14 protein-coding genes are annotated in these 13,366 nt (G+C 39.7%); 7 read left to right on the plus strand and 7 right to left on the minus strand.

The features are described from left to right. Positions 1–78: 78 nt before the first annotated feature. Entirely contained in the window at positions 79–516 is a 438-nt protein-coding gene (gene dtd / locus ACVCDT_RS12630; RefSeq protein WP_447133145.1) for a D-aminoacyl-tRNA deacylase, read from the minus strand. Further along, complete coding sequence (gene pip, locus ACVCDT_RS12635; protein WP_447133146.1) at positions 513–1,481, minus strand: prolyl aminopeptidase; 969 nt, start codon at positions 1,479–1,481, stop codon at positions 513–515. Before pip ends, dtd begins: the two co-directional genes overlap by 4 nt. Before the next feature lie 94 nt (positions 1,482–1,575). Between pip and ACVCDT_RS12640 the strand changes: the two genes are divergently transcribed. Both ACVCDT_RS12640 and ACVCDT_RS12645 read left to right on the plus strand, forming a co-directional pair. After that, positions 1,576–1,803, plus strand: a complete 228-nt coding sequence (locus ACVCDT_RS12640) for a hypothetical protein (RefSeq protein ID WP_447133147.1) — start codon at positions 1,576–1,578, stop codon at positions 1,801–1,803. A 2-nt stretch (positions 1,804–1,805) separates the two neighbouring features. Beyond that, positions 1,806–2,444, plus strand: a complete 639-nt coding sequence (locus ACVCDT_RS12645; protein ID WP_447133148.1) for a DUF2959 domain-containing protein — start codon at positions 1,806–1,808, stop codon at positions 2,442–2,444. Between the two features lie 8 nt (positions 2,445–2,452). Here ACVCDT_RS12645 and ACVCDT_RS12650 read toward each other — a convergent pair whose 3' ends face one another. Both ACVCDT_RS12650 and metF read right to left on the minus strand, forming a co-directional pair. Then, complete coding sequence (locus ACVCDT_RS12650) at positions 2,453–3,367, minus strand: virulence factor BrkB family protein (RefSeq protein WP_447133149.1); 915 nt, start codon at positions 3,365–3,367, stop codon at positions 2,453–2,455. A 32-nt stretch (positions 3,368–3,399) separates the two neighbouring features. After that, on the minus strand, positions 3,400–4,284 hold the full coding sequence (gene metF / locus ACVCDT_RS12655; protein WP_447133150.1) for a methylenetetrahydrofolate reductase: 885 nt from the start codon (positions 4,282–4,284) through the stop codon (positions 3,400–3,402). A gap of 145 nt (positions 4,285–4,429) precedes the next feature. Between metF and metJ the strand changes: the two genes are divergently transcribed. Then, the gene (gene metJ, locus ACVCDT_RS12660; RefSeq protein WP_447133151.1) at positions 4,430–4,762 is read left to right on the plus strand and encodes a met regulon transcriptional regulator MetJ; all 333 of its coding nucleotides are present in this window, start codon (positions 4,430–4,432) and stop codon (positions 4,760–4,762) included. 67 nt (positions 4,763–4,829) lie between these two features. Here the strand turns inward: metJ and ACVCDT_RS12665 are convergent, their stop codons facing one another. From ACVCDT_RS12665 to ACVCDT_RS12675, 3 genes are all read right to left on the minus strand, one after another. Next, a complete protein-coding gene (locus tag ACVCDT_RS12665; protein ID WP_447133152.1) occupies positions 4,830–5,510 on the minus strand; it encodes a glutathione S-transferase in 681 nt (226 codons plus the stop codon). 95 nt (positions 5,511–5,605) lie between these two features. Continuing rightward, complete coding sequence (locus tag ACVCDT_RS12670) at positions 5,606–6,223, minus strand: HD domain-containing protein (protein ID WP_447133153.1); 618 nt, start codon at positions 6,221–6,223, stop codon at positions 5,606–5,608. Then, on the minus strand, positions 6,223–6,546 hold the full coding sequence (locus tag ACVCDT_RS12675) for a c-type cytochrome (protein ID WP_447133154.1): 324 nt from the start codon (positions 6,544–6,546) through the stop codon (positions 6,223–6,225). The genes ACVCDT_RS12670 and ACVCDT_RS12675 overlap by 1 nt, the downstream gene beginning before the upstream one ends. A 63-nt stretch (positions 6,547–6,609) precedes the next feature. On the opposite strand from ACVCDT_RS12675, the gene ACVCDT_RS12680 reads away from it, so the two are divergent. The 4 genes from ACVCDT_RS12680 (at position 6,610) to ACVCDT_RS12695 (ending at position 13,314) form a co-directional block, all read left to right on the plus strand. Next, positions 6,610–8,061: a protein adenylyltransferase SelO gene (locus ACVCDT_RS12680; protein WP_447133155.1), complete on the plus strand. Its 1,452-nt coding sequence runs from the start codon at positions 6,610–6,612 to the stop codon at positions 8,059–8,061. Positions 8,062–8,170: 109 nt separating this feature from the next. Then, positions 8,171–11,017 (plus strand): EAL domain-containing protein, encoded by a 2,847-nt coding sequence (locus ACVCDT_RS12685; RefSeq protein ID WP_447133156.1) that lies wholly within the window; start codon positions 8,171–8,173, stop codon positions 11,015–11,017. Between the two features lie 158 nt (positions 11,018–11,175). Then, a complete protein-coding gene (gene ribA / locus ACVCDT_RS12690; RefSeq protein WP_447133157.1) occupies positions 11,176–11,793 on the plus strand; it encodes a GTP cyclohydrolase II in 618 nt (205 codons plus the stop codon). A 162-nt stretch (positions 11,794–11,955) separates the two neighbouring features. Further along, entirely contained in the window at positions 11,956–13,314 is a 1,359-nt protein-coding gene (locus tag ACVCDT_RS12695) for a DUF3300 domain-containing protein (protein WP_447133158.1), read from the plus strand. The last annotated feature ends 52 nt before the right edge of the window (positions 13,315–13,366 follow it).

Genomic DNA, 13,366 nt, shown 5'->3' on the forward strand with positions numbered 1-13,366 from the left:
TGCCATTGTCAAAGGCATTTACTGAGTTCGTCTAGCATCAACACTAGACCTTAAAAATAATGTTAGCTTAACAACCCATTATACCCGCAATTGAAAGGTAACTGGGCCATCATTTATTAATGAAACTTGCATATCTGCGGCAAACTGCCCAGTTTCACATAACACACCACTTTGGCGGCAGTTTTCAACAAAACTTTGATATAACTGTTGGCCTAATTCGGGCGGTGCAGCCGATGAAAAACTTGGTCGATTGCCACTTTGAGTATCGGCCACTAAGGTAAATTGAGACACTATTAATAGTTGCCCTTCAATTTGCTGCACATTTAAATTCATCTTGCCATTTAGATCGGAAAAGATACGATAATTTAACACCTTTTGACTAAGCTTTTTTACTTTAGCTAAATCATCGTCCTTCTCAACGCCCAAAAGCACTAAAATACCCTGATTGATTTGAGCAATTAGTTGATTATCAACTTCAACTTTTGCCTGTTTTACTCGTTGAATTAACGCAATCATTTATTTTCCATCCAAAACTTCGCCATAGACTGAGTGGCGGCGCACAACGCTTGAGTCATTAGCGGCTCACCGGCGCTATGCCCTGTTTCAGGCACTATATGTAATACACTGTTATGCCAAGCTTGTTTTAATTCATAAGCCCCTTCAAGTTTACACACAGTATCGTAACGACCGTGCACTATAGTGGCAGGCAAATGCTGAATTTTTGCGATCTGCTGTAAAATAAAGTTTTCTGGAATAAAACACTGATGTTTAATGTAATGGCACTCTAAAAGCGCCAGGCTAATAGCGCTATGCACATCATTAATTAACTCATCATCATTCAATTGACAATGCAAACGGCTGATACGAGATTCCCATAAATACCATGCCTTTATGGCAGCCATTTTTTGAATTTCGTTGCCTGTATTAAAACATTGATCAAAGGCTTCAACGACAGATTGATTAACCAAAGCAGACTGCACAGGTTGGACAAAGTCTTGATAATAATCTGGAAATAATTGTGCCGCGCCACCCTTTGCATCTAAAAACCAGTGGTAGTCTTCCTGCCTAGCTAAAAATATGCCACGTAAAATTAATCCTATGACTGACTCTGGTTGTTCAATCGCTATTAACAGAGCCAAAGTTGAACCCCATGAGCCGCCAAACAACACCCATTGTTTGATATTTAAGTGTTGCTGAATTGTTAGCGCATCCGCCACTAAATCTTGGCTAGTATTGTGACTTAGCTCTCCAAAAGGGGTAGATTTTCCACAGCCTCGTTGGTCAAAGCCAATAATATGATACTTTTCAGGGTCGAAAAATCGCCTATAGTCTTCGCCTATTCCAGCGCCAGGGCCACCATGTAAATATAAAACAGCCAGGCCTTTTTTATTGCCGCTTTGCTCAACATAAATTTCATGGCCATCTGCTACGGCTAACATTTCACTATGAAAAGGTTTAATAGGTGGAAAAAGTTGCGTCATATAAATTTACACATCACATTTGTTTATTTAAGCATATTGCTTTAATTTACTACTTTACCCCATGAAAAGTTACTTAATTTTTAGGAGATAGGCAATGTCAGGACAAGGTTCAGGTGGAAACGTATTAGCTGCAATTTGTAGTTTTTTTATCCCTGGCTTAGGCCAACTTGTGCAAGGTAGAATATTAGCCGCCTTGTTATTTTTTGTACTTGTAAGTGTAAATTACTCGTTAGCGGCAACAGGTATTTTATTTTTTATGGCGGTGTTTGGCTTTATATTTCATATTTGGGCCATCATTGACGCTGCCAGATTTAAGGCCTAGCTATGGCTAAATTTATATTAGTCCCACTCTTATTGGCACTGGTCTCTTGTCAATCTGCTTATTATGCGGCTTGGGAAAAAGTTGGCATTGAAAAGCGAGATATTTTAGTCGACAGAGTTGAAGATGCCAAAGAGTCACAAGAAGAAGCGCAACAACAATTTAGTTCTGCACTTGAAGAGTTCAGCCACTTAATCAATTTTGAAGGCGGCGAACTGCAATCTGTGTACGAACAACTAAAAGATCAGTTTGAAGCCAGCGAACAATCAGCCGAGATGGTGAGTAAGCGCATCAAAAAAGTCGAAAGTGTGGCTGAAGCACTATTTGATGAATGGCAAGACGAGTTAGAAAACTACACCAATGCCAAATTTAAAAGAGCGAGCCAAACTCAACTAAAAGACACCCAAAGGCGTTATCGCACCTTACTTAAGTCTATGCATAGTGCAGAAAGCAAAATGCAGCCTGTACTCGCGGCTTTAAGAGACAATGTGTTGTATTTAAAACACAACCTCAACGCCAGTGCCGTGGGAGCGTTACAAGGGGAGTTTAATGGCATTAAGCAAGAGATTAATTCGTTATTGGCTGACATGAACAAAGCCATTAGTGAATCTAATCGCTTTATTGCTAGTATGAATAATACCTAAACTTACTCTCAGGAAGGTGAGCTAGACTTGCCTTCCTGTTCTTCTGGCTCTTCTTCAGTAAAAGTTTCTTCTGGTTGCTCATGTAAAAACACCTCTAAAACATGAGTCACTTCTGCGCCAACTAACACCACAATCCAAGATAAATACACCCATAAAAATAAAATTGGGATCACCGCCAGCGCACCATAAATCAGCTGATACGAAGGGAAACTAACAATATAAATGGCAAATAACTTTTTGCTTAGCTCAAACAAAAGCGCAGCCACTAACGCACCGCATGCAGCATGCTTAGGGGAGATTTTTTTGTTTGGCACCAACATATACACAATAAAAAATGCAAAAACAGAACTTAAGAATGGCACGAGTTTAAGCAAGCTAGTGGTTAGGCCTAAGGTGTATTGTTCGGCATAATTGGCTAGCCCAACTAAATATGAACTAATCAACACACTAGAGCCCATTAATAATGGGCCTAAAGTTAAAACCATCCAATAAATAGCAAAAGTGAAAATTAGCGGTCTTTCACTTTTAGAGCGCCAAATTGCATTCAGGGTTTTGTCTATATTGGAAATCAGCATTAGCGCAACTATCACTAATGACAAAATACCTATGGCCCCCATACCCGAAGCATTACCTATAAACTCTGCCATATAGGTTTGCACTTGATCCCCCGCTGTTGGCACAAAGCTATCAAAGATTAGAGCTTCGAGATCTGCTCTGGCATCAGAAAAGGCCGGGAAAGCCGACAAAATAGTAAAAAACACCATGATAAAAGGCACTAAAGACAAAAGTGACACATAGGCCAAATGCCCCGCCGAAACGGTAATTTTGTCTCGCAAACAATGCGCCACAAAGAGGCGCAAAAAGTCTTTAATTTTTAGCAAGCCTTGCACTAAGTCAAAGTCAAACGCTGGGATAATTTTCATTCAGCCAAATAGTCTAAAACCAATAATGCTAGCTAGTTTGCTCTAACCCCTAACATATGGCAAATAGCATAACTAAGTTCACTGCGATTTAGGGTGTAAAAATGGAATTTTCTAATCCCTTCTTTAGCAAGCACTTTAACCATATCCATAGCAATGCTGGCGCCCATTAAGTTACGCGTTGTTTGATCTTCCTGATCTAAACCGTCATACATTTTATGTAACCATTGAGGAACATGCACATTAGTAAAGCCAGCAAAGCGCTGTAAGGTTTGGTAGTTAGTAACAGGCAAGATGCCAGGCACTATATCTAAATCTATGCCTGTGGCCGCGGCTCTGTCTCTAAAGCGTAAAAACACTTCGGTATCAAAGAAAAACTGACTGATTGCTTCAGTGGCGCCTGCTTCTGCTTTGCGTTTTAAATTTAATAAATCAAATTGCGCGTTTGGCGCTTCTGGGTGTTTTTCTGGATAAGCAGCCACTGCCACTTCAAAATCTGCCACGTCTTTTAGCAGCTTAACTAAATCAGACGCATAAGATTGTGGTGCTTCTACTCCTTTAGGCAAGTCACCACGCAAGGCCACAATTTTTCTGATCCCGCTTTGCCAGTAGTCTTTGGCAATCTCAACCAGTTCTTCTCGGGTTGCATCAACACAAGTAAGATGTGGAACAGCTTGAATCTCGGTTTCTCTTTGTATGCGTTTTACCACATCATGAGTGCGGTCACGTTCGCCACTATTGGCACCATAAGTCACAGACATATAGGCAGGCTTTAATGGCGCTAGGCGCTCCACCGACTTCCATAAGGTTTGCTCCATGGCAGGTGTTTTAGGTGGGAAAAATTCAAATGAAACATCTATTCCCTGTACCTCTGACAAAGATTGATTTAATGCGTCTATCCCTTGTGCGTATGACACCATGTAGAACTCCGAAGTAATTTAGCCGTTTAGACGTCTAAACTAAACTTTGTACGTAAAGCCGTCAAGATGTTTAGCAGTCTATCATTGACCTTTTGCTGGTATTGTTTAGAATTTCAATGCATAAGAAAGACTAAAGATAGTAGATATGGCAAATTCAACAAAATGGAATGGTGAATATATTCACCCATACGCAGAACACGGTAAGAAAAGTGAAATGGTCAAAAAGGTCACTGTTTCTATTCCGCTAAAAGTTTTAAAAGTATTAACCGATGAACGCACTCGCAGGCAAGTTAACAACTTACGCCATGCAACCAATTCAGAGTTATTATGTGAAGCTTTTTTACATGCTTTCACTGGGCAGCCTTTGCCAGATGATCAAGACTTAGAAAAAGATAACCCTCAGGTTATCCCTAAAGAAGCCAGAAAGCAGATGTTAGAAATGGGCTTACCTATCGAAAAAATAATAGAAGAAAATTAGTAATTTAAGCTATGGGGCTGAACCCAGCCCTATTGCTAAAAAAATAGTCTTAATCATTCCCGCTTAATTAGGCATAGTCGTATTGCCCGGCTTTTTTCAGCGCCGCTTGATACGCTGGCCTTGCATGTACTTGTTGTACAAATCGCTTAATATTGGGCAGGTTACTGGCATTACCTTTGGCCACAGTTGCTTCTAAGGGGAAACTCATTTGAAAGTCGGCTGCGCTTAACTCATCTCCTGCAAACCATTGATGCTCAGCTAAGTGTTGTTCAATAAACTGGATATTTTGACTGATGATCGGCCCATAGTACCCAGCCATTAACTGCTCAACAATTTTATTGGCAATAAACTTAATAAAAAATGGTTTGGCCTTTTTTTTGACCTTATCTAACACTAACTTAGCCACAAGGGGTGGCATCATAGTGCCTTCTGAAAAATGCAACCAGTAACATGCTTGCCTTTGAGCTTCACTGCCTTGGGTCGGTAGCGATAATTCCTGATTATTCGCTGATTTGGCGTAAGTGTTAATTAAATACTCAATAATCGCCCCTGATTCAGCAATAGTAATATCGCCATCTGTGATAACAGGAGACTTGCCTAAGGGGTGAATGGCCTTTAACTCTTTTGGGGCAAGATTGGTCACACTGTCTCTTTGATACAAGGCCAGCTCATATTCAAGATTTAGCTCTTCAAGTAACCATAAAATACGTTGAGAACGTGAATTATTTAAGTGATGCAGGGTAATCATATTGGTTTATCTCTTTGTTTAATTTAGGATTTATACGACCTTTAGGCATTATGCTCAAATTCCATTTTGCTATAGAGATCTATTGACTTGATTAATTACTTTAACCCTACTCTTGCACCTGCTTGTTTTACTTGAGCTTGCACCCATTCCCACAATTTAGGGTGCACATATTGAATGGCTTGGTTTTTTTGCAATATTTGCGCAACCGAAACTTGATGTTCTTGCCAGCTTTGGCAACCATTATGCAAATTTTGTAAGACTGGCATTAACCTATCCACGGCTTTAGCAAATTTTGCTTCAGCCGTTTCGGCCTGTTCAAACTCTATCCACAGGGCTAAATAAGCTTGCCTTTGGGTTTCAGGTAATATGGCGAAGATCCGCTCTGCCGCCGCTAATTCATTTTGGTAATCTTCATGATTAGCGTGATAAGCAAACTTATCTCCTGTGTCAATTTCCACTATGTCATGTAATAACAACATAGTAACCACTTTAAGTGGATCGGCAGGCTGCTCTGCATAAGGTAATAATGTCAGCGCAAGTAAAGAAATTTGCCAACTATGCTCGGCACTATTTTCATAACGGCTAAGACCAACAGGTTTAATTCTACGTTCTACTTTTTTAAGTTTCTCAATCTCAATAATAAATTGGGTGATAGCTTGAAAATCACCCATTAGGGCATTGGCCTCAGGCATAGTTTGCTTGCTTAGTGTCATTATTTACCTGCAGCATCTAATTGCGCGTAATAAGCAGACAGGTTGGCAATATCCTCATCACTTAAGCCCGCAGCCATAGGTGCCATGATCATGTTTTTTCTGCTGCCATCTCTAAAAGCTTTAAGTTGCAGGACTAAGTATTGCTCTTTTTGCCCTGCTAAGTTGGGGTACATGGGGATCATAGAAATGCCATTGCTACCGTGACAAGCACCACAAGCAACAGACTTGGCTTTACCTGCTTCAACATCAGCCGCTTGGGCGTTAAAGCCAAATAAACCCACAATAAGGGCTGAAGATGCTAGTTTAACTATCAAAGATTTCATATTTTTCTCGCTTTTAAGTAAAAGTTTGTATGAATAATGGGTTGAGTTAATTACACTGTTTTTATGCAGTTAGATCACACTTTTGCCAATGAACTTACTTCACTGTGTAGTGAAGTCAAGCCAAATAAACTCCATAACGCACATTTAGCTGCGTACAACCATGAACTTGCCAGAGATTTAAATCTTAGTCCAAAGTGGCAACAACAAAGCTACTTATTTGCAGCTTTATTTGAACCTCAAGGAAAATTGCAATCCCAAAGCGTGGCGCAAAAATATGGCGGTCACCAATTTGGGCACTGGAATCCAGATTTAGGCGATGGTCGGGGATTGTTATTAGCAGAAGTCATAGATCCACAGCAAAAACGTTGGGATTTACACCTTAAAGGGGCAGGTCCTACGCCTTATTCTAGGTTTGCTGATGGACTGGCGGTATTGCGCTCAACTATTAGAGAATACCTTGCTAGTGAAGCCTTACACCATTTAGGCATTCCTAGCTCCAGAGCCTTATGTTTGATCACCAGCGAGCAAGCGGTTTATCGAGAAAAACAAGAAAATGCGGCACAACTGATTAGAGTCTGTCAAAGTCATATAAGATTTGGCCATTTTGAATATTTTTACCACAGCCAACAACCGCAAAAGCTACAACAATTATTTGATTATTGTTTTAAGTATCATTTTCCTGATTGCCAACAAAGTCCTAGTCCATACCTGGCTATGTTTGAGAAAATCGTACTAGATACCGCTATATTAATGGCCAAATGGCAAGCTTATGGGTTTAATCATGGGGTGATGAATACAGATAACATGTCTATCCATGGCATCACTTTCGATTTTGGCCCTTATGCGTTTTTAGACGATTTTAATCCCCAATTTATTTGTAACCATTCAGATCCCCAAGGTCGCTATGCGTTTGATAGGCAACCCAGTATTGGGCTGTGGAATTTACACGCCTTGGCGCAAGCTTTTACCCCTTATTTAGACGTGACTCAATTGCAACAAGTTTTAGAGCAATATGAGCCGTGTTTTTTGCGTGAGTACGCACAACTAATGCAGCAAAAATTAGGCTTAGTCAATCAAGTAGAATATGCTCAAATCAATGCCAAGTTAGTTAACTCTTGGTGTGACATTTTAGTTGCAGAAAAAAAAGACTTTAGCTTTAGTTTTCGTCAACTGTGTGACTTTGATTTACACAGCAACAATCAAGCTTTAGCAGATCATTTTATCAATCAGGAACGTTTTAATGGGTGGGCCAAAAGCTACACTCAGGCCTTAAAAGAGCAAAATCTTGAGCAAAGTTATAGGCAATCACTTATGCGCCAAGTGAACCCTTCAGTAATATTAAGGAACTACTTGGCTCAGCAAGTAATTGAACAAGCCGAAAATCAAGACTTCAGTTTATTTGAGCAATATCTTGAGGTTTTACATACCCCCTTTGCCGACTCTAGCTTGCATCAAAAGTTTGCAGCTTTACCACCAGATTGGGGTAAAGAGTTAGAGATTTCGTGCAGTAGTTAAGCTCAGCTAAATTGAGCTAAGAAGTTGTATTTAAACCAAAATGCTATATTTTAAATCTGAGGTTGGTTAAGAAAAATCGAGTAACCATATATAAGCCGAAAGGATAATAATGAAATCAAATTATGCGGTAAGTGGGATCTTGGCTTTGTTATGTACGCTTTTTAGCTTTAATTTAGGCGCTGCATCTTCTTCTTTAGTGCTTGCTAATAGTCACCCAGAAATAAACCTACATAAACACATGCAGTGGCATATTGCAGATAAAAATACTCAACTCTCAGATATTCAAAATGTCACGAATTGGCAAGGCAGTTATTCTCCCCACTCTATCCCTGCTAACCAAAGTTTATGGGGAAAACTGACCGTTGATTTTAATACTCCCAAAGAACAACATTATTTTTTAACTGTGGCCAACCCAAAACTCGACTATGTCAGTGTTTTTTTATTAGACAACAAAGAGCGCATTCTGGGTGCCTATTTAATGGGGGCCAATCGTGATTATGACAAGCGACCCATCCGAAACCGACATTTTGTTGCACCAATTAATACTAATCAGCAAAGTGTGACCATTTACCTACGCATAAATCACCACGGGCCTATCATGTTTGGGCTGTATTTAACCCCAGAATCTGAGCATGTAGAAAACGAACAATTAATGTTAGCCACTATTGGCATTATATGCGGTGGGTTAGGTTTACTGGCCTGCTATTTTTTTATTACCTACATTTTTATGCGCAGCCCAGTGCGGTTTTGGTTTGCCTTGTCTACTGCCACATTTTTGCTGTTGTTCCTAAATGCCAATGGCATATTAGGCCAAATTACTGGGCTAACAGCCTATATATCTAACCTGAATTGCGCTTTGTTTGGATTGTTATTGTTAACCTCAGCCAAAGTCACCTTTGCCATTTTAGAAAAAATTCCTACCTTGTGGCGCTACACTTTTTACGCCACAGGTTTTTTGACTTTGGCCATGGCCTTTTCACAAGATACGGGCCTGCAATTAATGTTTAATTTGGGTTTGACTGGCTTTAACATTTTATTAATTGCCGTTCTTGCTTACTTTTATCACAAACCAGATAAAAAAGTGGCTAACTTGGTGTGCTTACTAGGTTTAGCCCTTATTGCTTTAAGTGGTTTTGCTCAGGTGATTTTGTATTTAGCTGGTTTTTCCATGGCACAAAGCACTGAAATGCTTTTTATTATGCTTATTACCTTAGGTATTTTATTCATAGCCTTAGCCATAGAAGCACACGAGAGAGTATTAACCTCGCGGCACAACATACAACAACAATTAACCATTACTAATCTGCAACACTTTTACGAACTGTTCAGAAACTCCACTGAAGGCCTATACACTTCAGATCTAGAAGGTAACTTAATTAGCGTTAATCCAGCTATGTGTCAGCTATTTGGCTATGCCAACGAAACCGAAATGATTAATGAAGTGAATAACACCCAACAGTTTTACGCAGACACACAAGATAGAGATATTTTATTAGGTGAAATCCGCAAAAATGGCAAAGTATTAGGCAAAGAAGTTAAAGGTAAACGTAAAGACGGCAGTGAGTTATGGTTTTCTGTCTCAGCGCAAATTAATTCTCAACAAGATAGTCAATATTTATGTGGGTCTATTTCGGATATTACTGAGCGTAAACAATCCAATATTAGCTTAGAGTATTTAGCCACCCATGACTCACTAACGGGGGTATTTAATAGACGTGAATTTGAGCAACGGCTAAACATTGCTTTATTAAATGCTCAAGACCAATATACCGATTTAGCTTTGCTGTATATGGACCTAGACCAATTTAAAACAGTTAACGATACCTGTGGCCATAAAGCCGGCGATCTCTTGCTTAAGCAACTTGCCAACAAACTAGATAATACTGTAAATGAGAAAGGCACTTTAGCGCGCTTAGGCGGTGATGAATTTGCCGTATTATTAGTGGGAGAAAATGCCCAAGAAGCCTATTTATTAGCCAATAAATTATTAAACACTGTACAAGCATTTCGTTTTGTATGGGAAAACCGCATTTTTACTTTGGGGATCAGTATTGGCCATGTGCCATGGCAAGAAAACATTCATACCCCAGAACAAATTCTTAGCATGGCAGATTCTGCCTGCTATTTAGCTAAAGAAAGGGGCAGAAACCAAATTCATACTTACTCATCGCAAGATCAACATATGCAAAAATATGAGTCTGAGATGCAGTGGGTGACCAAAATTCATCAAGCCTTACAACATAATCACTTTGAGCTTTATTATCAGCACTATCAGTCGTTAACTGAAAACACTCAAGGCCATCACTACGAAGTGTTATTAAGAATGCGTGACCAAGAGCAAAACATCATTAGCCCAGGTGACTTTTTACCTGCCGCAGAACGTTACAACCTAACCGCACAAATCGACCGTTGGGTGATTGAACATTATTTTAATTGGCTGGAAAATAACCCACTACATCAAGATCAACTGGCTAGAGTAAATATCAACCTAAGTGGGCACTCACTAGCAGATAAAGAGCTTAAACTATTTGTACTTAATGCATTTGAAAAACATAAAGTAAGCTATCATAAAGTGTGCTTTGAAATTACCGAAAGCATGGCCATTTTAAAGATGGAAGAAACCTTAGAGTTTATAAATACCTTTAAACAACTAGGCTGTATGTTTGCCTTAGACGATTTTGGTAGTGGCTTTTCTTCTTATAACTATTTAAAAAACTTACCTGTAGATCAAGTTAAAATAGATGGGGGCTTTGTCAAAGATATATTAATCGACCCGATAGATATGGCTATGGTCAATTCAATTAATGAGGTGGCTAAAGCTATGGGCATGCAAACTGTGGCCGAATTTGTGGAGAGCAGTGAAATAATGATTGAGCTAGGTAAAATGGGAGTAGATTATGCTCAAGGTTACGGCATAGCTAAACCTCAATCACTGTTAGAATTTAACCCACACTGAAGCGTTTTTTAACCTTGTATTCTGCTAAATAGTGCCCATATAGTCAGAAAATTAGCGATAGCAAATGAACTTAACCTTAGATACTGCGACTTAGTTGATGTATGCAGTTGAGTCATTCTCTCAAACATTTTTATTTAACTAAGTACACTTTATAAATTATGACAGTGAAATCAGACAAGTATCAATATATCAGTTCAGCCAAACTCCCAACACATTGGGGAAAGTTTCAAATCCATGGCTTTATCGATAATCAACTTAATCAAGAACATGTAGCCTTGTCTTACGGTCAATGGCAAGCAGAAGATATAGTGCCTATTCGTATTCATTCTGAATGTTTAACCGGTGATGCCTTATTTAGTACCCGTTGTGACTGTGGGGCCCAACTCGAAAAAGCCTTACAAAATATCGTTCAACAAGGCAAAGGGGTGTTGTTATATTTGCGCCAAGAAGGCCGTGGAATTGGACTATTAAATAAAATTCGAGCCTATCAATTGCAAGATCAAGGCATGGATACAGTAGAAGCAAATGAACACTTGGGCTTTGATGCCGACCTTCGGGATTATGGCATTTGCAAACTCATGCTGGATAAATTGCAGGTCAAGCAAGTCAACCTCATGACCAACAACCCCAAAAAAGCCAAAGCCCTCGAAAGCATGGGTATTAAAGTAGTTGAACGCACGCCTATTGATCATGGCGTTACCGACGACAACAGAGTCTACATTCGCACCAAAACCGAAAAGTTAGGCCATCAGTTCGAAAAACATTTGTTGAAATAACCTTTAACAGCCAGCTTAACTCAAACAAACTGTCCGTTTAGTTTATGCCATGTTTTATTCAGTCATGGTTAAGGCTTAACTCGGTATAACCTAATCTTCCCTGCTAGCTGAGCTTTGTTAAACCAAAGCTCAGCTAGTGTTTAGACACAACAGGAACAGGTTATGCAAAATCCCATTAAAAGCCATTTAGCAAATTTTATTATGTTTGTTAGCTTGCTAGGCGGCTCAGTGCCTTTTGCTCAAGGTCAAGATAATTCGAGTCAAGGTCATAACTACAGTGAACTTGACAGTCAAGAGTATGATACTCAAACAATTGAACCCTTTAGTCAGGCAGAGCTCGAGCAAATGCTGGCTCCTATTGCCCTCTATCCCGACACTTTACTCTCTCATATATTGATCGCTTCAACCTACCCGTTAGAGCTAGTTCAAGCGGCAAGATGGCGAGCCGCGAATAAACACTTAGATACAGAGCAAGTGATGGACGCCATTGAAGATAAAAACTGGGATCCTAGTGTTAAAGCCTTAGTTCCTTTTGATGAGTTATTGCGCAGGTTAGATCAAGATTTAGATTGGCTGCAAAACTTAGGCTTGGCCTTTTTACATGACGAGGAGCGCCTGTTAGCCAGTGTGCAAAAGTTACGTCAACATGCATATCAAAATGGCAATTTAGACAATAATCAATATGTAAAAGTCTCTAACCAAGATCAACAAATTGTGGTTGAATCTGTGCAAAAACACATCATTTATGTGCCCTATTATGATACTCGAGTGGTGTATGGTAATTGGTGGTGGGATCATCATCACCCCGTTTTTTGGCATAGTCCTAGACATGCGGTTTATCATGCGGGTTTCTATTGGAGTTTAGGTTTTGCCATTCGCCCCAGCTTTTATTTTGGTGGTTTTCATTGGCACAAAAGACAACTAGTTGCCGATTATCATTACAGACACACAGCACATAGAAGTTGGGCGCATTATACTGAGCACCACCCCAGAGTAAGAGTAAAAGAATACCCGCGTTGGTCTAAGCAGCGCCAGCCTAGAAAATCTAATGTCATAGCTCATTATGGCCACAAAAAACGCCTAACTAGCTATGCCAAGAAAACTCAACAGCCTTATGCCTTGCAGCGAAATAAAAAACATCTAAAACTGAGCCAAAAACTTAGTCATAAAGATGTCACTAAGCAGGCGTACAAAGTATCAAAACATGCCAACAAGGCTAAAGTTAACTCAGGTTTAAATAAACCTCTAAAAGCGGCTAAGCAAGGCGTTCAAGATAAAAAACGCCGTCTTAATTTGCATAAATATAGCGGACCTAAAACCACGCCCTCAGAAAGCCAAGTTAAAGCGCCGCATAACAATATCAGTGCGCCTAAACCAACAAAAGTGTATGCGACCAAGCACAATGAACGCGCGGTTAAGAGTCCACGATTTAATTATGCTAAAACGCACTCAGCCCCCAAAAGTGTTGTCACTAAGCAGCACACTCAGGGGCCTAAAAGTATTAGTCGGCAAAAGCATTGAGTTTATAACAATATCAGCTGAACTTTGGTAAAATACTTAGCACCTAAGCTTG

The sequence above is a fragment of the Paraglaciecola aestuariivivens genome (assembly GCF_052983255.1).